The 20172-nt window shown below is 63.3% G+C and carries 16 protein-coding genes, 1 tRNA gene and 1 pseudogene; 13 read left to right on the top strand and 5 right to left on the bottom strand.

What is annotated here, in order from left to right; genetic code table 11:
- Nucleotides 1-12: 12 nt before the first annotated feature.
- Nucleotides 13-1629, bottom strand: coding sequence for a flagellar hook-length control protein FliK (locus tag Q2941_RS06405; RefSeq protein ID WP_458191962.1), 1617 nt, complete (start codon nucleotides 1627-1629; stop codon nucleotides 13-15).
- A gap of 364 nt (nucleotides 1630-1993) precedes the next feature.
- On the opposite strand from Q2941_RS06405, the gene mnmA reads away from it, so the two are divergent.
- From mnmA to Q2941_RS06420, 3 genes are all read left to right on the top strand, one after another.
- Nucleotides 1994-3175 carry a tRNA 2-thiouridine(34) synthase MnmA gene (gene mnmA, locus Q2941_RS06410; protein WP_027523204.1) on the top strand — a complete coding sequence of 394 codons (1182 nt, stop codon included), beginning with the start codon at nucleotides 1994-1996 and terminating at the stop codon, nucleotides 3173-3175.
- Nucleotides 3176-3281: 106 nt separating this feature from the next.
- Complete coding sequence (locus tag Q2941_RS06415; protein WP_027523205.1) at nucleotides 3282-3920, top strand: class I SAM-dependent methyltransferase; 639 nt, start codon at nucleotides 3282-3284, stop codon at nucleotides 3918-3920.
- 45 nt (nucleotides 3921-3965) lie between these two features.
- Nucleotides 3966-4331, top strand: a complete 366-nt coding sequence (locus Q2941_RS06420; protein ID WP_027523206.1) for a hypothetical protein — start codon at nucleotides 3966-3968, stop codon at nucleotides 4329-4331.
- Between the two features lie 167 nt (nucleotides 4332-4498).
- On the opposite strand, the gene Q2941_RS06425 is transcribed toward Q2941_RS06420, so the two are convergent.
- A tRNA-Met gene (locus Q2941_RS06425) sits at nucleotides 4499-4575 on the bottom strand.
- Between the two features lie 488 nt (nucleotides 4576-5063).
- The gene (locus tag Q2941_RS06430; RefSeq protein WP_027523207.1) at nucleotides 5064-5954 is read right to left on the bottom strand and encodes a LysR substrate-binding domain-containing protein; all 891 of its coding nucleotides are present in this window, start codon (nucleotides 5952-5954) and stop codon (nucleotides 5064-5066) included.
- A gap of 111 nt (nucleotides 5955-6065) precedes the next feature.
- Between Q2941_RS06430 and Q2941_RS06435 the strand changes: the two genes are divergently transcribed.
- The 8 genes and pseudogenes from Q2941_RS06435 to Q2941_RS06470 all read left to right on the top strand — a co-directional run.
- The gene (locus Q2941_RS06435) at nucleotides 6066-6815 is read left to right on the top strand and encodes an SDR family NAD(P)-dependent oxidoreductase (RefSeq protein ID WP_027523208.1); all 750 of its coding nucleotides are present in this window, start codon (nucleotides 6066-6068) and stop codon (nucleotides 6813-6815) included.
- A gap of 17 nt (nucleotides 6816-6832) precedes the next feature.
- Entirely contained in the window at nucleotides 6833-7681 is an 849-nt protein-coding gene (locus Q2941_RS06440) for a transketolase (RefSeq protein ID WP_027523209.1), read from the top strand.
- 59 nt (nucleotides 7682-7740) lie between these two features.
- The gene (locus Q2941_RS06445) at nucleotides 7741-8694 is read left to right on the top strand and encodes a transketolase family protein (RefSeq protein WP_051389757.1); all 954 of its coding nucleotides are present in this window, start codon (nucleotides 7741-7743) and stop codon (nucleotides 8692-8694) included.
- A gap of 51 nt (nucleotides 8695-8745) precedes the next feature.
- Complete coding sequence (locus Q2941_RS06450) at nucleotides 8746-9771, top strand: TRAP transporter substrate-binding protein (RefSeq protein WP_027523211.1); 1026 nt, start codon at nucleotides 8746-8748, stop codon at nucleotides 9769-9771.
- Nucleotides 9768-11636: a TRAP transporter large permease gene (locus Q2941_RS06455; protein ID WP_458191963.1), complete on the top strand. Its 1869-nt coding sequence runs from the start codon at nucleotides 9768-9770 to the stop codon at nucleotides 11634-11636. The genes Q2941_RS06450 and Q2941_RS06455 overlap by 4 nt, the downstream gene beginning before the upstream one ends.
- 132 nt (nucleotides 11637-11768) lie before the next feature.
- On the top strand, nucleotides 11769-13724 hold the full coding sequence (gene tkt, locus Q2941_RS06460; RefSeq protein ID WP_458191964.1) for a transketolase: 1956 nt from the start codon (nucleotides 11769-11771) through the stop codon (nucleotides 13722-13724).
- Nucleotides 13725-13798: 74 nt separating this feature from the next.
- Entirely contained in the window at nucleotides 13799-14785 is a 987-nt protein-coding gene (locus tag Q2941_RS06465) for a D-2-hydroxyacid dehydrogenase (RefSeq protein ID WP_458191965.1), read from the top strand.
- Between the two features lie 171 nt (nucleotides 14786-14956).
- A pseudogene (locus tag Q2941_RS06470) lies at nucleotides 14957-15283 on the top strand (aldehyde dehydrogenase (NADP(+))); the annotation flags it as partial.
- A gap of 5 nt (nucleotides 15284-15288) precedes the next feature.
- On the opposite strand, the gene Q2941_RS06475 reads toward Q2941_RS06470, so the two are convergent.
- Together Q2941_RS06475 and Q2941_RS06480 are read right to left on the bottom strand one after the other, a co-directional pair.
- Nucleotides 15289-16701 (bottom strand): sensor histidine kinase, encoded by a 1413-nt coding sequence (locus Q2941_RS06475; protein ID WP_458191966.1) that lies wholly within the window; start codon nucleotides 16699-16701, stop codon nucleotides 15289-15291.
- Nucleotides 16698-17363, bottom strand: a complete 666-nt coding sequence (locus Q2941_RS06480; protein WP_027523216.1) for a response regulator transcription factor — start codon at nucleotides 17361-17363, stop codon at nucleotides 16698-16700. Before Q2941_RS06480 ends, Q2941_RS06475 begins: the two co-directional genes overlap by 4 nt.
- Before the next feature lie 88 nt (nucleotides 17364-17451).
- Here Q2941_RS06480 and Q2941_RS06485 point away from each other — a divergent pair, with 88 nt between their 5' ends.
- Together Q2941_RS06485 and Q2941_RS06490 are read left to right on the top strand one after the other, a co-directional pair.
- Nucleotides 17452-18546 (top strand): ABC transporter substrate-binding protein, encoded by a 1095-nt coding sequence (locus Q2941_RS06485; protein WP_027523217.1) that lies wholly within the window; start codon nucleotides 17452-17454, stop codon nucleotides 18544-18546.
- Nucleotides 18547-18707: 161 nt separating this feature from the next.
- Entirely contained in the window at nucleotides 18708-20111 is a 1404-nt protein-coding gene (locus tag Q2941_RS06490; protein ID WP_084801449.1) for a 2-hydroxycarboxylate transporter family protein, read from the top strand.
- Nucleotides 20112-20172: the final 61 nt, after the last annotated feature.

The following is a 20172-nucleotide window of genomic DNA, read 5'->3' on the forward strand; positions in this document are numbered from 1 at the left end:
GTCGAATACTCCTCACACTCTGATATCGACGCCGCTGCTCGATCCGAGCATGCGGCCGTAGCCGCGTCCCACGGGCGCGGCGGGAGCTGCGTCTTCGTCGCTGATGATCAGACGGCGGGAATTGCTGCCGTTGTCGTTGCCGTTGCTCGAGTTCTGCCCGGATGAATTCTGGTCGCGCAGGCTGAACGACAGGCCGTTGCTGCCTGTCTTGAGGCCCGCATCGTCGAGCGCGCGCTGCAACTGCGGCGCGTCCTGTCGCAGCATCGACAGCGTCTCCGGCTTCTCGACGGTGAGATGCGAGGTGACCTGGCCGTTGCGGTCGACGTTGATGCGCACGTCGATGCGACCGAGCTCGGCCGGATCGAGGCTGATGTCGAACCGGGTCTTGCCGGCGCGCGCGGCCGCGGCGATCTCGACCGGCACCCCGCTGATCGGCACGGCGGTGGCGGTCGCCGCGGTCGCGGTCAGCGTCGCCGTCGATGCGCCGGCGACCGAGGTCGTCGTGGTCTGCGGAGCCTGCACTGCGGCAGCGGCCTGGGCGCTGGTGTCCGTCGTGCTCGTCAGCGTCTGAGTTGCTGCCGTGTGGTCGTGCGTCGATACCGCGGCGGGCGCGGCCGGAGCGGTCTTGTCCGATACATCGGCCTTGGCCTCGGTCGTGTTGCCCTCGACCTGCGGCCTGACGGCCTGCGGATGCACGGCCGCGTTCGGATTCGTGGCCATCGCCGCCTGGTTGGGCGTCGTGCCGGTCGTGCTCGTCTTGCTCGGATCCTGCCCGACGTTGGAAACGTCGGCGTTCTGTTGTGCCGTGGCGGCCGCCTTGAACGAGGTCTTGGGCGTCGCCTGGGCAACAGTGGCGGTCAGAGCGCCCTGTGCTTGTGGATCGGTTGGCGACGCGTCGGTTGTCGCGGCGGCGGCCGCATCCGTCAGCGCGGCTTTCGCGGCGGTGCCGGCATCGGCGGTCGCGGCGGTCTTGTCGCCGGTCGCGTCGGTCTTGACGGCCGGCGTAGCGATCTGCGCCGCGGTCGAGGCACTCGCGGCGATGCCGGCGGCTGCGATTGTCAGCGGTGAACTTGAATTGCTGGCAGCCTGGCTGGCGGCCGCGTTCGGATCGACCGGTACGACCGGGGCCGCGACGACGATGGCATTCGGATCGGGCGTTGCAGTCGGTGCGGTGGCTGCCTGCGTGGGATCGGCCTGAATGGCGGTGGCCAGGCCGTCCGTGTCCTCGGTCTTGTCGCCCTTGCTGTCGTCGGATTTTTCGGCCGATTTCGTGCCGGAGGCGTCTGACTTGCCTTTGGTCTTGTCGGTCGCCTTGGTGGGGGCGGCCGGTGTATCGCTGGCGGCAGACGTCGAACTGTCGGTCGTATCGGTCGATTTGCTCTGCGACGACGGATCGGTCGAGGAGGTGTCACGCGTGCTCTTTTCGGTGGAGGACGACGATGACGTGCTGTCTGTGCGGCGTGGTGCCGGGTCCGAGGTCGTGCTCGGCGTGCTGCTGGCAGCCGCCGTGTTGCTGTCGACGAGCGCGCCGAACGGGTCGTTCGCCGTCGACCCCTGCGAGCGGGCAGGTTTCGGCGGCGCGGTCTGGACCGACACGCTTGCGGCTACATCTGACGTCACGCTGACCACGGACACGCCCCTTGCAATGAACTCGAGACAAGGGGTTAGCAAGGAGTGGGCCAGCCCGGCTAAGAGTGGCTTTATATAATAAAATCAAATGCTTGACGCATTCCGCGTGCCACGGTGAAGACCTCGGAAACACGGCCCATTTCTGCCTCCCGGCAAGAATTGCCCTAAGCGCGTGGCGAAAGTCTCCCCTGCGATTGCTTCACGGGAATACGGCCTATATTAAAGGGTAGCTCTCAGCCGCTTTCGACCGGGCAAGCCGACCTCGTGGAACTATTTCCGTTCCCTGAGACCGCCCCTTTCCCGACCGATCAACGCGGGGCCAGCGGAACACTTCTGCAGCAAGTCGCATTCAACAGCCGGAACCATGCGCAACAGTCTGGATCTCGAAGGCCGTCCGCAGGACACCAGGGTCGTCGTCGCCATGTCGGGCGGCGTGGACTCCTCGACGACGGCTGCGCTGCTGAAGGCCGAAGGTTACGACGTCGTCGGCATCACGCTGCAGCTCTATGACCACGGTGCGGCGACCCATCGCAAGGGTGCCTGCTGCGCCGGCCAGGACATCCACGACGCGCGCGACGTTGCCGCCAAGCTCGGCATTCCCCATTACGTACTCGACTACGAGGACCGCTTTCGCGAGTCCGTCATCGACAATTTTGCCGATAGCTACGCGCTCGGCGAGACGCCGGTGCCATGCATCGAGTGCAACCGCTCCGTCAAGTTCCGCGATCTCCTGAAGACCGCGCGCGAGCTCGGTGCGGTCGCGCTTGCCACCGGCCACTATGTCGCCTCGCGTGGCCTCGCCGACGGCTCCCGCGCGCTGGTCTGCGCTGCAGATAGCGAGCGCGACCAGAGCTATTTCCTGTTCGCGACCACGCGCGAGCAGCTCGACTACTTGCGCTTTCCCCTCGGCGACATGACCAAGCCCGAAACGCGCGAGCTCGCCCGCCGCTTTGGCCTCAACGTTGCGGACAAGCACGACAGCCAGGACATCTGCTTCGTGCCCACCGGGCGCTACACTGACATCATCACCCGGCTGCGTCCCAATGCGATGGAGCCCGGCGACATCGTCGACCTCGACGGCCGCGTCATCGGCCAGCATCACGGCATCGCCAATTTCACCGTCGGCCAGCGTCGCGGGCTCGGCATCGCCTCCGGCTCACCGCTCTACGTGGTGCGGCTCGAGGCCGCGACCCGCCGCGTCGTGGTCGGGCCGCGCGATGCGCTGAAGATGCACCGCATCGTGCTGCGCGACGTCAACTGGATCGGCAACGGCGATATCGATCGCGCCATCGGCGGCGGCCTCGAGATGTTCGTGCGCGTGCGCTCGACCCGCGCGCCGCAGCCGGCGTGGCTGCGCGGCGGCAACGGCCATTACGAGGTCGAACTCGTCGCCGGCGAAGAGGGCGTCTCGCCGGGACAGGCCTGCGTGTTCTACGATGCGCCCTCGGGGCAGGCGCGCGTGCTCGGCGGCGGCTTTATCCAGAGCGCGGCCGCGAAGGTCGCAAGCGATGCGGCGCGGCCGTTCGCGGAAGCGCTGCGCGGCTAGCGCATGATCCGGAAAAGTGTGCAGCGGTTTTCCCTCGCGACAAACGCGGAACGCGTTTGCGCGGAGATCATGCGCAACATAAGAATCTAATTACAGGGCAGGGGGCATGGCAGCAGATATCTCGCGTGCCGGGGTCGAGAAGGCCTATGGCCGCTGGGCGCCGGTTTACGATCTCGTGTTCGGCAAGGTGTTCGATGCGGGGCGCCAATCGACCATTGCGGAGGCCGACAAGATCGGCGGCCGCATTCTCGACGTCGGTGTCGGCACCGGCCTGTCGCTGTCGGATTATTCGCGCTCGACGAAAATCTGTGGCGTCGACATTTCCGAGCCGATGCTGCGCAAGGCGCAAGCGCGCGTGCGTGCGGAAAAGCTCGGCAATGTCGAGGTGCTCAGCGTGATGGATGCGAAGAACCTTGCATTCCACGACGGCTTCTTCGATGCGGTGGTCGCGCAATATGTCATCACCGCGGTGCCCGATCCCGAAGGTACGCTCGACGAGTTCGTGCGTGTGCTGAAACCGGGCGGCGAGCTGATCCTCGTCAATCACATCGGCGCCGAGAGCGGACCGCGAAAACTGTTCGAACTCGCTTTTGCACCGCTCGCGCGCAGGCTCGGCTGGCGCCCGGAGTTTCCCTGGGACCGCCTCGTCGACTGGCAGAAGCGCCACGGCGGCATCACGCTCGCCGAGCGGCGGCCGATGCCGCCGATGGGGCACTTCTCGCTGATCCGCTACCGCAAATCGTAATGTTCAGAGGCGGAACACGCGGCGCGGCCCGCGCGTTTTCCGTCCATGCGCACGAGATCGAAACTCATTCTCGCAAGCCTTTTGATCGCAGCCTCCGGGCCTGCGATCGCACAGGCTCCGCCCAGCCCGGCGACGCCGCCGCAGGCGACCGCGCCGCCGCCCCCGCAGCGCGCCAGCGACTGCACGCCGACCCAGACGGATCGCCCTCGCGGCACCGTGAAGCCCGATGGCCAGACCACCGGCCAGGCGAGGGAACCACTGGGCGACAAGCTCGCGCAATCCGACGGCGTCCTCTGCCCGCCCACAGGCGTCGACCCCGAAATGCGCGCGCCTGCGCCGGATGTCGGCAAGACCCCGATCATCCCGCCCCCCGGCAGCCCGGGCGGCGATCCCAATGTGAGGCCGAAGTAGGGCTCGTTTCTTCGCCTTTCCTCGCGCGCGAATTTCGGGTGAGGGTGTCACCGTCCACCCGAAAGGGCCATGGCAAGGCTTCCAGGTCTCGGTCGAAGACAAGCTTGCCGCGCTAATCGGCGGGGGCCCTCTGCGCAGGCCCACCACAATCAATAATGGGTCATACGTGGTAGCGGGGGAGGGACTCGAACCCCCGACCCCAGGATTATGATTCCCGTGCTCTAACCAGCTGAGCTACCCCGCCACAGGGCTCGCACGGCCGAAGCGGCCATCTCGCGAACGCGCGGCATATAAGGAAGGGGGCGGCGGGCTGTCAAGCAAAGCGGGTGCGTTGGTGGGTCGATTTCGTGACGGAATCTGGCCCCTTTGGCTCCGAACTCGTCTGCTCCTGGGCACTCCGAGGAGAGCGCTATGCACAGGGTCCGAAAATCGTCAATCGGGGAACCGCGATCGTCCTCTGCTCCCGAATGGCCGGCCATTGTCCCATCGCCGGCTTCGCGGTGGACGTTTTCTCCGTTGAGATCGTGTGCGATTCCCCGGGCGTTCGTCCTGCGCCGTGTGCCGTAAGCGCGGGCTCTTAACTAGCTTTGCGCACTGTCTGCAAGAATTCCGCTTAACCTTTTGCGGCGGGCGGCCGTGATGCATGGGGGGTGCGGTGATCAGGACGTTGGTGATCTGCGCCGGACTGTAATCCGACGGGCTGGCCGAATTCGAGCCTGGTGTCGTGAGCGCCTAATTCTTCGAGCGGCCTGAGAGGCCCAATTCCCCGGCGATCCATTTCGTGAACGTGCGGACCGATTGTCTGTGCTTCGCCTGCGGGGGGCAGACCAGATAGTGGCCCACATACGTCACATCTCGAGCGTGGCCGGCAAGGGGGGCGACCAATTGGCCGTTCGCGAGTTCGCGCTCGGCAAGCCGGGTGGATTCCAGGGTCACGCCAAGACCGTCGGTCGCTGCAGCTATAGCCATAAAGCTTCGGTCAAAACGAAATCCACCAGGGCTTGGTGCAGAAAGGCCGTTTGCGGCGAACCAGGCGTTCCAGCGGACGCGTTTCTGCTCGCTTTCGATAAGCGCCAGTTTCAAAAGATCCGCAGGCTCGCGGATCGTGCCCGCGAGGGAAGGCGCGCACATCGGGCGCACGGTCTCCTCGCCAAGCGGCAGCACCGACAATCCCTCTTGCCGCGGCGGCCCGTAGCAAATGTCGACATCGAACTCATCGTTGCGAAAATGCGGATAGTCGACGCCGGCGGCCAGCCGTACCTCCAGTTCAGGATGTTCCTCTATCAACCTTCGCAACCGCGGCATGAGCCACTGCGCCGCCATGCTCGGCGCACAGTGAAGCCGCAACAAGTTGGATGAGCGCGCGCTCGCGACCTCGAGGCCATGTCTTAGCTCGTCGAATCCACAGGAGACCCGGCGCAAGAGCGCATCGCCCGCCGGACTCAGCCGGACATTGCGTCCTTCCCGCTCAAAAAGCGTCGTTCCGATCTGATCTTCGAAGGTTCGGATCGCGTGGCTGACTGCACTCGGCGTCAGTGCCAATTCGGTCGCGGCCGCGCGAAATGATCCGGTGCGTGCAGCAGCCTCGAAAACTCTCAACGCTCCGAGAGGAAGCTTGGACATGCCACAGGTGAGCACAGTTCATCTATTAGTGCAAATTTCGCCTATTTTCGCGTCACACCGCCCCGACCATAGTCCGCCCCCAACAAACAAGCTCTCTCGGAGGAAACAAGTATGCTTCTTGCAGGCAAGACTGCGATCATTTCTGGCGCCGCTGGGGCGCGCGGCATCGGCTTCGCTACCGCAAAAACGTTCGCGCAAAATGGTGCGCGCGTTGCGATCCTCGACATCGACGGCAAGAGCGCGGCCGGCGCCGCAGCCGAGCTCGGCACGAACCATGTCGGCGTTGCCTGCGATGTGACCAACAAGGCCGACTGTGAGCGCGCCGTTGCCGACGTTCTCAAAGCGTTCGGCCAAATCGACATTCTGATCAACAATGCCGGCATCACCCAACCGGTCAAAGTGTGGGACATTTCGTCGGAGGATTGGAACCGCATTCAAGACGTCAATCTGCGCGGTGTGCTTTTTCTTTCGCAGGCGGTGATGCCGCATATGCGGAACCGCAAGTCCGGCGCGATTGCCTGCATGTCCTCCGTCTCCGCCCAGCGCGGTGGCGGCATTCTCGGCGGCGCGCATTATTCGGCAGCCAAGGCCGGCGTGCTCGGCCTTGCCAAGGCGATGGCGCGCGAGCTCGGCCCCGATGGAATCCGCGTCAATTGTGTTACGCCAGGTCTGATCCAGACCGACATCAACGCGGGCAAGATCTCCGACGAAAAGCGCAAGGAGATTATCGACGGCATCCCGCTTGGCAGGCTCGGCGTGCCGCAGGATGTTGCCAACATCTATCTCTTCCTGGCCTCCGATCTCTCCGCCTACACGACGGGCGCGGTGATCGACGTCAACGGCGGCATGCTCATCCACTAGGGCAGGGGAGGGAACTCATGGAAGATGCCGCTTCGCGCATCAACGAGCCCAGCCTTGCAGAGCGCGCGTATCGTATCCGCCGCAACGCGGTGCGGATGGGTGAAGTGCAGGGCCAAGGCTACATCGCGCAGGCCCTCGACATCGCCGACGTGCTGGCAGTGGCCTATTTCCACGCCATGCGCTACCGGCCCGAGGATCCTGCCTGGGAAAAGCGCGACCGTTTCCTGCTCTCGAATGGCCACTACGCCATCGCGCTCTACGCCGCACTGATCGAGGCCGGGATCGTTCCGGAAGCCGAGCTCGAGACCTACGGCTTCGACGACAGCCGGCTGCCGATGTCCGGCATGGCGAGCTACACGCCCGGGATGGAAATGTCGGGTGGCTCGCTCGGCCTCGGCTTGAGCATTGCCGTCGGCATGTGCCTGGGTCTGAAGCGAAAGGGCTCCGACAGCCGCGTCTACACGCTGTTTTCCGACGGCGAACTCGACGAGGGCTCCAAGTGGGAGGCGATGATGTCCGCCGCTCACTACAATCTCGACAATCTCATTGCGATCGTCGACGTGAACAACCAGCAGGCCGATGGGCCGTCCAAGCAGATGATGGGCTTTGAGCCGCTCGCGGACAAGATGCGTGCGTTCGGCTGGTTCGTGCAGCGCGTCGATGGCAACGATCTCAACGCGGTGGTTGCCGCGTTCGATGCGGCCAGGACGCACGAGGGCGCAAGGCCGCGCATGATCATCGCGGATACCCTGATGGGGAAGGGCATTCCATTCCTTGAGGCGCGCGAACGCAATCACTTTATGCGTGTGGATGCACACGAATGGAAGCTGGCGCTGGAAGCTCTCGACGAAGGGAGGCGTGCGTGAAGCCGGTCTCGAATACGACAAGTTCTACTGCTGCCAAACCGCGGCTGACCACCTCGGCGATGATCGCCTCGATCGCTGCCGAAGGGCAGCGGACAAAGCCGGCGCCGTTCGGCCATGCGCTGATCGAGGTCGCACGGCAGCGTCCCGACATCGTCGGGATGACCGCGGATCTCGGCAAATATACCGACCTTCACATCTTTGCGAAGGAATTTCCCGACCGCTACTATCAAATGGGCATGGCCGAACAGCTCCTGTTCGGAGCTGCATCAGGCCTCGCAGCAGAAGGCTTCACGCCGTTCGTTACGACCTACGCGGTGTTCGCGTCTCGCCGTGCCTACGACTTTATTCATCAGACGATCGCGGAGGAAGACCGCAACGTCAAGATCGCCTGCGCGCTTCCTGGTCTCACCTCCGGCTACGGACCGAGCCACCAGGCCGCCGAGGATCTCGCGCTGCTTCGCGCGATGCCCAACATGACCGTGATCGATCCTTGCGACGCCCACGAGATCGAGCAGGCGGTGCCGGTGATCGCTGCCCATCAGGGGCCGGTTTATATGCGGCTGTTACGCGGACAGGTGCCGCTCGTGCTCGACGAGTACGGTTACAAGTTCGAGCTCGGCAAGGCAAAGCAGCTCCGTGATGGCGCCGACGTCCTCTTCATCTCCTCGGGCCTGCTCACGATGCGCGCGCTGGAAGCTGCAAAGCAGCTTGAGGCCGACCGCATCAGCGCCGCCGTGTTGCATGTCCCAACCATCAAGCCGCTCGATGTCGAAACGATCGTGGAGACCTGCCGCAAGCCGGGCCGGCTCGTTGTCGTTGCCGAAAATCACACCGTCATTGGCGGATTGGGTGAGGCGGTCGCGGCAGCCCTGATGCGAGCTCGCGTCCATCCTGCGTTCCATCATATCGGATTGCCGGACGAATTCCTCGCTGCGGGCGCGCTGCCGACGCTGCATGACCGTTATGGCATCTCGACGGAGGCGATCTGCGCGTCGGTCAAAAAATGGCGATGAAGGACCAACCTTCCGCAATACACATCACAAAACAACATTAGGGAGAACGAAATGACGAAGGAAACGAAGAAGGGCCTGACTCGCCGTGCGGTGTTGGCCGCCGGTGCCTCCATTCCGCTGGTGTCGATCCTGTCAAAGCGCGGTGATGCCGCGGAGTTCACTCTCAAATTCGCAACCGGACAGGACCCGTCCCACCCGGTCAACAAGCGTGCGCTCGAGGCCATCGATCGGATCAAGCAGGCGACCGGCGGGCGCGTTGAAATCAATCTGTTTCCCGCCAATCAGCTCGGCTCCGACATCGACCTTCTCGGTCAGATCCGCAATGGTGCCGTAGACTTCCTCAATATCGGTGCCTCGGTTCTCGCCACGCGGATTCCGACCGTCGGCATCGTCAACACGGGGTTTGCCTTCGCCTCTTACGACGATGTCTGGAAGGCGATGGACGGCGATCTCGGAAAGTTCGTCAAAGCCGAGATCGAGAACACCGGCACGCTTCAGGTGTGCAAATCCTGGGACAACGGGTTCCGCCAGCTCACATCCTCGACCCGCGAGATCAAGACACCCGATGACCTCAAAGGGTTCAAGATGCGGGTTCCGCCTGCTCCGATTCTCACCAACCTGTTCCAGGCGCTTGGTGCCGGCCCGACGCCGATCAACTTCAACGAAGTCTATTCCGCGTTGCAGACCAAGATCGTCGAAGGCCAGGAGAACCCTCTCGCGATCATCGCCACCGCCAAGCTCTACGAGGTGCAGAAGTATTGCAGCCTCACCAGCCACGTGTGGGACGCCTACATCGTTCTCGGTAATCCCCGGACGTTCTCACGCTTTTCGACCGATGTGCAGGAGATCGTCACACGCGAGCTGAACAAGGCGGGAGAAGACGAGCGAGCCGATATCGCGGCGCTTTCCAAGTCGTTGCGGTCGGACCTGACGGCCAAGGGTCTCAATTTTGTCGAGGTCGACCAAGCGGTGTTCCGGTCCGCACTTGCCAAGACCAAATTCTATTCGGACTGGCACGCAAAGTTCGGTGAGAAGGGGTGGACGATTCTCGAGCAGGCGGTTGGCAAGCTCGGATGAGTATCGCCCACGCCAAAAGCGCAGCGGTCGTCGCCACGGGACCGGCGCTGGCGTCCATACTGGACCGATGGCTTACGCTGATCACCGAGCCGCTGGCCGCTTTCGCAGTCACGGCCGAGATCGTTATCCTGCTCACAGGCGTCGTGTCGCGTTTCGTCTTCAACAATCCGCTGACATGGTCGGATGAGCTGGCGTCGATCACGTTCCTGTGGCTTGCAATGTTGGGCTCCGCCATTGCGCTCCGGCGTGGCCAGCATATGCGCATGACGGCACTGGTTGAGCGGACTTCGGGTGCGACACAGGAATTGCTCGAAGCAATGGCGACGGCTGCGCCCGCGCTCTTTCTCCTGCTGATTCTCGCGCCTTCGATCGATTTCGCAGAGGATCAGAGCTTCGCATGGACGCCCGCGCTCGGACTGAACGACAGCGTTCGCGCGGCGGCTGTGCCGACGGGCGTGGTGCTGATGCTGGCTGCCAGTCTCGTGCGCTGCATGCGGCTCGGAGTTCGCGAACTGTTGCTGGCAATTGCGGTTCTGGCGGCTCTGGCACTCTGTCTTTACTCCCTCGGTCCCTGGATCGTTGCGATCGGCAACTGGAATCTGTTGCTGTTCTTTGCACTGCTTCTGGGCGGAGGCGTTCTTGCCGGAGTGCCCATTGCCTACTGCTTCGGCCTTGCGACCGTCGCCTATCTCATGGTCGCGACCACGACGCCGCTGCAGGTGATCCCGGGGCGTATCGACGAAGGCGTGAGCTCGCTCATCCTGCTCGCGGTGCCGCTGTTCGTCCTGCTCGGCTATCTCATCGTGATGACGAAGATGGCGGCGGCCATGGTGAACTTTCTCGCCGCACTTGTCGGCCACGTGGAAGGCGGGCTCGCCTATGTGCTGCTCGGGGCCATGCTGCTGGTCTCGGGAATTTCCGGTGCCAAAACCGCTGATATGGCGGCCGTCGCACCCGTGCTCTTCCCAGGTATGAAGCGGCGGGGCATTCATGAGGGCGAACTGGTCTCGCTGCTGGCGGCCTCCGGCGCCATGGCGGAAACAATCCCGCCGTCGATCGTGCTGATCATCATCGGTTCTGTGACCGGTGTGTCGATTGCCGCGCTCTTCACCGGTGGCATTCTGCCCGGCATCGTGCTCGCTCTTGCACTCGCCCTGGTCGCGCGGCGTCGGATGTCCGAAGGCGCCGGCACCGACCGCGGTGTGACATCATTGCGCGAGATCGGTCGAAGTTTCGTTATCGCAGCGCCCGCTTTGGCCCTGCCGATCGTCATCCGCGCTGCCGTGACGGAGGGCGTTGCGACAGCGACCGAAGTTGCCACGATCGGCATCGCCTACACGATCATCGTCGGAATCATGGTCTACCGCTCGTTCAACCTGCGTGAACTCTATCCCGCGCTGGTTGGAACGGCGGCACTGTCCGGCACCATTCTGTTCATCATTGGCACTGCGACCTGCATGTCCTGGGCGCTGACGCAGTCGAACTTCTCGCATACGCTGGCGACGGCGCTCGCGCATGCTCCCGGCGGATATTATGGCTTCCTCGTCGGTTCGATTGCGCTGTTCATCGTGCTCGGCAGCGTGCTCGAGGGCATCCCCGCCATGGTGCTGTTCGGGCCTCTGCTGTTTCCGGTCGCCAAGCAGCTTGGCGTGCACGAGGTGCATTATGCGATGGTCGTGATCCTGGCGATGGGGATCGGCCTTTTCGCACCGCCTTTCGGCCTTGGCTATTACGCAGCCTGCTCGATCGGGCAGGTCGATCCGAATGCCGGCCTCAAGCGCATCTGGAGCTATCTTGCTGCGCTGGTGGTTGGCCTCCTGGTCGTCGCTTTCGTTCCCTGGATTTCGACTGGATTCCTCCCGTGACGCGCCGGACGCGCGTTTGACCCGGCAGCCTCCGTTCGGCGGAGGCTGCGCCGAACTGGTATTTTTCCGATGTCCGTTCACTCTTCCGTTGCTTCACCTGTCGCGCAAGCGTCGGCCGATCTGGACACGCGGATGGCTGATGCCATTCGTTTCCTGTCGCTCGACGCCATCGAAAGGGCGTCCGACGGTCATCCCGGTGCGCCGCTCGGCTGCGCCGAGATTGCGACCGCGCTGTTCACGCAGCATATCAAGTGCAATCCGCTCGATCCGCTCTGGCCGGATCGCGACAGGTTCGTCCTGTCGAACGGTCACGGCTCGATGCTGATCTATGCGCTGCTGCATCTGTCGGGCTATGCCGCCTTTCCGATCGAAGAGATCAAGCGTTTCCGCGAGCTGGGCTCGCACACGCATGGCCACCCCGAACGAGCGCCCGAGCTCGGCATCGAGGTCACGACCGGTCCGCTCGGGCAGGGCATCGCCAATGCGGTCGGCATGGCAGTCGCGGAAGCCTGGCTCAATGCAACGTTTGGCGATGGAATCGCCAACCATCGCACCTACGCGATCGTCGGCGATGGCTGTCTCCAGGAAGGGATCGCCCACGAGGTGATTTCGCTGGCGGGCCATTTACGCCTTGGCAAGCTCTGCTTCCTTTGGGACGATAATCGGATGACCGATGACGGTCACACGGATTTCTCGATCTCGGAAGATGTCCGCGCGCGTTTCCGCATCGCCGGTTGGCATGTCATCGATGCAAACGGACACGATATCGACTCGGTTTCCGCGGCGTTGCTGCTCGCCAAGGAAGACCCGCGCCCGACGATGATCGCTTGCCGCACCACCATCGGCAAGGGCTTGCCGCGTCTGGAAGGACAGCGCGGAGCCCACGGCGGTCGTGTGTTCGCTAGGGATCTGGAGGAAGCGCGTGTGGCCGCTGGATGGACCGCCGGACCATTCGAGGTTCCAGGCGATGTTGCGGATGGCTGGAAGGCTGGCGTACTCGATCGCAACTTGCCGACATACGAGGCGTGGCGCGCGCGCGTCGCAGCGATGTCGCCGGAGAAGCGAACCCTGTTTGAGCGTGTGATGGCCGGCGATCTGCCAAGCGGCTGGATCGATACCCTCGCCGCATGGCGCCGCAAGGTCGCGGTCGAACGACCGAACCGCTCCACGAACGAGGCAACCGCCGACATCGTGGCGCAGCTCGCCGAAGCGATCCCCGAACTGATCGCAGGCGCACCGGATCTCGAAGGACCGACCGGCTGCAAGCGTTCGCTTCACGCTTTCACACCGGAGAATCCCGCCGGTCGATATGTCCACTATGGTATCCGCGAGCACGCCATGGGGGCCATGATGAACGGCATGGCCGCGCATGGCGGCGTGCTGCCGCTTGGCGCAACCTATCTGGTGTTCTCCGACTATATGCGGCCGGCGCTGCGAATGGCGGCGCTCATGGAATTGCCGGTCGTGACCATTTACAGCCACGACTCCATCGGCATCGGCAAGAACGGTCCGACTCATCAGCCGGTAGAGTATCTGGCGGCGCTGCGCGCAATGCCGAATATGGCGGTCTTTCGGCCGGCCGATCATGTCGAGGCCGCCGAATGCTGGGAGCTCGCGCTGCAGCGCAAGCGCGGGCCGTCCTCAATGATCTGCTCCCGGCAGGCCTTGCCGCCGGTGCGTGACGACGATGGTTCGGTGAACCGCTCGGCACGCGGGGCCTATCTACTCGCTGAAGCAGAGGGCGCGCGGCGCGTTACTCTTCTCGCGACGGGCTCGGAGGTCCAGATCGCGCTGGCGGCGCGAACCATCTTGCAGGCAAAGGGAGTGCCGACCTCGGTTGTTTCCATGCCGTGCTGGGAATTGTTCGAGGAGCAGGATGAAGCCTATCGTGAGAGCGTCCTCGGCAAGGGCATCCGGGTCGCGATTGAAGCAGCGGTGCGCTTGGGCTGGGACCGTTGGATTGGGGAGCGTGGCGGTTTCATCGGAATGTCGAGTTTCGGGGCGTCGGGCCCAGGCGACGAGCTCTTCGACCATTTTGGCATCACGGCCGAGAAGGCAGCTGAATTGGCATTGAGGTTGCTTCGCTAACCGCCAGCCGGCGCGGGAGCACGTAATCTCCGCGCGCAAGGCCGGCACATTCGACAACTGACCGTGAGACCAAGATGACCATATCGGAACCAGTGCGCGTTGTTTTTCTTGACCGGGACACGATGCCACCAGACGTTCACCTGCGGGAGCCGTTCTTTCCGCATGAATTGCGGGAGTATGGCGCGACTGCACCCAAGGACGCCGCCGCACGGATCGCGGACGCCCATATCGTGATCACCAACAAGGCGCCGGTGCGACGTGCCGAGCTGGAAGCGGCGCCGAACCTGCGCTTTATCGCCATTGCAGCGACCGGCTCGGATGTCGTCGACATCCGCGCGTGCGAAGATCGTGGCGTCGCCGTTTCCAATATTCGCGGCTATGCGGTGAACACGGTTCCGGAGCACACCTTCGCATTGATCTTCGCACTACGTCGCAGCCTGACCGCCTATCGCGATTCCGTTCGCAATGGCCGTTGGCATGAATCCGGCCAGTTCTGCTATTTCGACTTTCCCATCCGCGACCTGGCCGGATCGACGCTTGGCATCATCGGAGATGGGACGCTGGGCCGCTCCGTTGCTGACATAGGCCGCGCACTTGGAATGCGCGTGTTGTTCTCCACGTACAAAGGCGTGGAGGGCATGGGTCCGCTCTATACCCCGTTCGAAGAGGTCTTGCGGACATCCGACGTCATCACGTTGCACGCGCCGCTGATGCCGGCAACGCGCAACATGATCGCGGCATCCGAATTCGCGATGATGGAACGCCGTCCACTCCTGATCAACACCGCGCGCGGCGGCCTCGTCGACGAGGTCGCGCTTGGCGATGCACTCCGCTCCGGTCAGGTATCCGGAGCGGGATTCGACGTCGCTACCGTCGAACCGCCCTCAAGCGATCATCCGCTGATGCAGTTGGTAGGAATGCCAAACTTCATCCTGACGCCGCACGTCGCATGGGCAAGCCGCGAGGCCGTACAGGCGCTTGCCGACCAGCTCGTGGACAATATCGAGGCCTTCTGGGGCGGCAAGCCGCGCAATCTCGTCACCGTGGTTCCACCGAAATGATTCCTCGCTGCGCGGTGCCCGCGCTTCCATGAATTCATCAACCCAAAGCGCGATAGTGATTCAATCCAAACTCATCGGGCTTGAGCTCAGAAGGCCGCGCAGCGACGCAAGCAGCGCCTGCGCCGGGTGAGGCAGCATCTGCCCTGTCGCCCTGTGTTGGAGCTGCTGTAGGGGCAACTGACGATCACGCTACAGCTCGATGACGCCGACCGCGACGATGCGCGCGCTCTCCTTCCGGTCATTGAACGGAAAGCCGGCCGAATCGTCGTCAAGGGTTAGCCGACCGGCGTCGAAGTCGCGCACGCGATGGTGCACGGCGGACCGTTTCCGGCGACGTCGGATTCGCGCACGACATCGGTCGGGACGCTCGCCATCCGCCGGTTCCTGCGGCCGGTCTGCTATCAGGATCTGCCCGTGGACCTTTTGCCTCCGGCGTTGCAAGACGGCAATCCGCTTCATGTCCCGCGACTGATCGATGGACGTTTGACGCTGGAGTGATCTGGTCAGGGCATTGGTCCTGCGGGGAAGCTCACTGTAACGGCCAGGCCGCAGCCGTCGACGTTGTCCGTCAGTTCGATCGCGCCGCGACCCTGTCGCAGCAAGGTCCGGACGATGGACAGCCCGAGCCCGGAACCAGCCGGACGACCGGCCGCCGGAACACGATAAAAGCGATCGAATACCCTTTCCCGATGCTCGGCAGCGATGCCGGGTCCGTTGTCGGCGATCTTCACTGCATATCCGTCACTGAGTGCGAGCACGCTGACGACGACTGACCCGCCTTCTCGGTTGTACCGGATCGCGTTGTCGATCAGGTTGGTCAGTATGTCGTGCAGTGTCGAGGAATCTGCGCTGACGAGCGCGCATTCCACGGCGGTATCAAATGCCAGATCGACGTTCTTGACTGCCGCAAATGGCGCCATCATTCCAACTGCCTCGCTCGCGCTCGAAACGAGATTGGTCTGCGTGACATGAAAGCTGGGTTCTGTGACTGTGGCCTGTTCTGCGCGGGCCATCGCGATAAGCTGGGCGACCAGCCGATCGAGATGTTTGGTAGATCGTTCGATCTCGGCAATCGTATCGATATTGTCGGGCAAGTGTCCCGCATCACGTTGCAGCAGCGCCAAATGAACTCGCAGTGACGCAAGCGGCGTCTTCATCTGGTGCGACGCGTCGGCTATGAAATCACGGATCAGCTGGATCGCGGCCTCGAGCCGCGCGAAGAGCTCATTCATCGCCCGAACGGGCGGATGCGCCTCATAGGGAATGTTCTCGAGCTCGAGCCGACGGAGGCCCGTTCCGGTGCCGAATTGCCGGGCGTCGATCTCACGTCCGAGATCCACAAGCGGCGCAAGTCCGCGACGGACCGCGAACCAGCCCAGCGCGGCGGCGGTGGCGATGATGCCGATTTCCAGCGCGGCGAGAGCGAGGAGAAGCTCGCGCTTCGCCGCGGTTCGTGCTTTCGTCGTCTCCGCAACCTGAACCAGGACGGGCAGAGGCTTGCCATAGGTGGCCTGAGTCGTGGCCGCAATGCGCACCGACATATCCTTGTAGCGAGCGTCGAAATGCTTGATGGTGCCGAGCGGAATGGCGGTCGGATCCGCGCGCGGCAAGTCCTGGTAGCCCGTGACTGGCGTCTGCTCGTAAGAAACGCTGTAGTAGACGCTGTCGTTGGCCCGCGTTTCGAGCATTCCAAGAGCGACTTGTGGAAGATCGACGGAGATCTCCCCGTCTTCCACGGCGATCCGCTCGGCGATCGCTTTCACCGAGCCATCGAGTACACGGTCGTAGGCCGTTTCGATGGTCTGGTTGATGAGCACCAGGCCGGCAAGGCCAAGGGCCGCAGCCAACGCGCTAGTTGGAATGAGCAGGTTGAGCAGGAGTGCGCGGCGCAGCGACGGTGCGCGTTTCGGTGTCACCTATCCTCCATGAGATAGCCGAGACCTCGGACCGTCTTGATCATGGGGCCGTCGGGAGCGAGCTTCTGCCGCAACCGAGCGATGTAGAGTTCGATCGCGTTCGGAGCTACGGGCTCGTCGAAGCCGAAAACCTCGGAAATCAGCCGCTCCTTTCGCACGAGCCGACCCGCATGCGACATAAGGATCTCGAGCACGGTGACTTCGCGCCGGCGCAGAATCAATGGCTTGCCGGCCAGTGTCGCCGTCGCAGAAGAGGTCTCGAACATCAAGGCCCCGCATTTCAGGACCGGATCGAGACGACCCTTGCCGCGCCGCACCAATGCCTTGACCCGCGCCTCGAACTCGTCAAGGTCGAACGGCTTCGTGAGATAGTCGTCGGCCCCGAGGTTGAAGCATCTCACCTTGTCTTTGACCTCCCCAAGTGCGGTGAGAATCAGAATCGGCACTTCGCAGCCATTGTTGCGCAGCCTGCGAAGCACTTCCTGACCCGGCAAATCCGGCAGGCCCAGGTCGAGTATGATGAGCGAATACGCCTCGGATGGGGCAATCTCGATGGCTGCCGTACCGCTCGCTTCGTGATCGACGGCGACGCCGGCGTGTGTCAGGGCCTTCTTGAGGCCCTTTACCAGCGACAAGTCATCCTCGACGATCAGGATACGCAAGACGACGGACCTCAAGCAGGGTGGGGCGTTGCCAAGTGCGACAATGTAAGTTCAGATGTATCCCGAGGTCAAAGGTTGCGCACTATCCATGAGAACCCGCCAACACGCGTCGCCGCTCGACCGTCTGCTTGTCGGCCTCTGCGCGTCTGCGGTGTGCTTCCTGTTGTGCGCCGCAGCTTTCGCCGAGAATGCCGACTCGGACGGAAAGGCTGGCGCCGGCGACACGCGAACTCGTCTGGTGGTCAAGGCGACCACGGATATCGCAGAGGCGACCGAGCTGGTTGCCGAGTTCATGAAGCTCAATCCCGAAGTTCGCGTTCAGTACTCCAAGATCTCGTCCACCGAGCTGTACGACGAGATCGCGAAGCCCTTTGGGCAGGCTGCCGCGGTCGATGTCGCCTGGAGCTCGGCCATGGATCTCCAGATCAAGCTCGCCAATGATGGGTACGCATCCGAATATCGCTCGACGGAGCTCGAGGGCATCCCCGATTGGGCCCGGTGGAAGGATCGTGCCTACGGCATTACGGCCGAGCCGGTGGTGATCGTCTTCAACAAGCGATTGCTTCGAGGCAGCCTGGTGCCGAAGGACCGCGCCGAACTGTTGCGCGTGCTGACGAATCATCCGGCGGTATTCCACGGGAAGATCGCGACCTACGATCCCGAGCTCAGCGGCACGGGCCTCCTGTTCTTGAGTCAGGATGTGCGCGTCACCGCCGACACATGGAAGCTGGTCGCAGCAATGGGGCAGTCGGGGGTCAAACTCTACACCTCGTCTGCAGCGATGATCGATCGGGTGAGCACCGGCGATCTCGTTCTGGCCTATAACGTTCTCGGCTCATACGCGCTGGAGCGCGCCAAGCACGAACCGGACCTTGGCGTCATATTTCCGGGCGACTACACGCTGCTGCTGTCGCGAATTGCGCTCATCCCGCGGTCTGCCGAGCAGCCGGAATTGGCCAGGCGCTTTGTCGACTTCCTGCTGTCTCGCACCGGACAGACCTTGCTGGCTCGACATTCCCTTGGATCGGTTCGTGACGACATGAAGCCGGCGATTCCGGGATTCGTGGGTGCCGAAAAAGCTCTTCGGCCGATAGCGTTGAGCATCGACCTGCTGACGTACCTGGACCAGGCAAAGCGTCGGCGCTTCCTCAGGGACTGGAAAGACGCGCTGCGCGAGCATTGAGCCCGCGGCCCTGTCGGCGTGACAGGTTGCTGACAGGTTCGGCGGCGTATCCTGCGCCCAACAAGAAGACACGGAAGACATTCGCGCCGCGCCCACGATTGTGGAGCGCGGGCCGACGTCTACTCCTTGCGAACATAAAAAACATTGGGAGGAATACGAGCATGTCAGCGCAGGACGCGGACGGTATCGTCCCGCATCGTGGGAGTATCACAGGGTCGGAAGATCGGAACTCGGCGAATGCCGGACGCCGATTCTGGCCGGAAGGTTGGTGGCGGCTGACGGACGTCCGGATTGGAATCATCCCGATCCCGATCTATCTTCTGCTCATCATTCTCATCGGGGCGCTGGTCTATACCGGCGAGATCAAGTCGGACGGACCGACCATGATCGCCGTGCTCGTGCTCGGCGGCTTCACCTGTGCGGAGATCGGCAAGCGGTTGCCGGTGCTGCGCAGCATCGGGGCCGGCGCGATCTTCGCGACCTTCATTCCCTCCGCGCTGGCGTTCTACCATGTGATCCCGGCGCAGGTCGAAAAATCCATCATCGACTTCACCAAGTCGACCAACTTTCTCTATCTCTTCATCGCCTCGATCATCGTCGGCAGCATTTTTGCGATGGACCGCGAGGTGCTGATCCGCGGCTTCCTGAAGATCTTCGTGCCGCTCGTTATAGGCTCGATTGCGGCCGCGATCGTCGGCACCCTCGTCGGGACGGCGTTGGGGCTCGGTGCAAAACACACCTTTTTCTACGTCGTGGTGCCGATCATGGCGGGCGGCGTCGGCGAGGGCGCCATTCCACTATCGATCGGATATGCCGCGTTGACCGGCGTGCCGCAGGGCGAGGTGTTCGCGCAGGTGCTGCCACCGGTGATGCTGGGCAGCCTGACCGCTATCCTGCTGTCCGGCGCGCTCAATTTCGTCGGCAAGAAATATCCGCATCTCACCGGCGAGGGCCGGTTGCAGCCGCATGGCGAGGATGACTTCGACGTCCATGCCGTGCACGAGGAAGGCGGCAAGGAGCAGGGCGTCGGCCATGTCGGCGTCAGCACGATCGCAGCCGCCGGACTGACCGCGATCACGCTCTATCTCCTCGGCGTGCTCTGCCATCACCTGTTCGGATTGCCGGCGCCGGTGGCGATGCTGTTCCTGGCGGTGCTCGCCAAGCTCAGCCGCGCCGTGTCGCCGGAGCTGCAGCAGGGCGGCATGGTGGTCTACGAATTCGTCCGCACCAACATGACCTATCCCTTGCTGTTCGCGATCGGCGTCGCGCTGACGCCCTGGGACAAGCTGGTCGCGGCATTTCATTTCGCCAACATCATCACCATCATGTCGACGGTGGTCACGATCATGGCGACCGGCTTCGCGGTCGGCAAGTTCATGAACATGTACCCGATCGAAACTGCGATCGTGAATGCCTGCCACAGCGGCCAGGGCGGCACAGGAGACGTCGCGATCCTCACCGCCGCCAACCGCATGCAGTTGATGCCGTTCGCGCAGATCGCGACCCGCATCGGCGGCGCGGTCACCGTCACCTTGGTGCTGATCATCATGGGCTATCTCAAGTGATGCATCCGGAGACCAAGACGATGCTCGCCCAAAACCATCCGCGTGAGAGGATTGTTTGCCC

It is taken from the genome of Bradyrhizobium sp. UFLA05-153 (genome assembly GCF_054185185.1).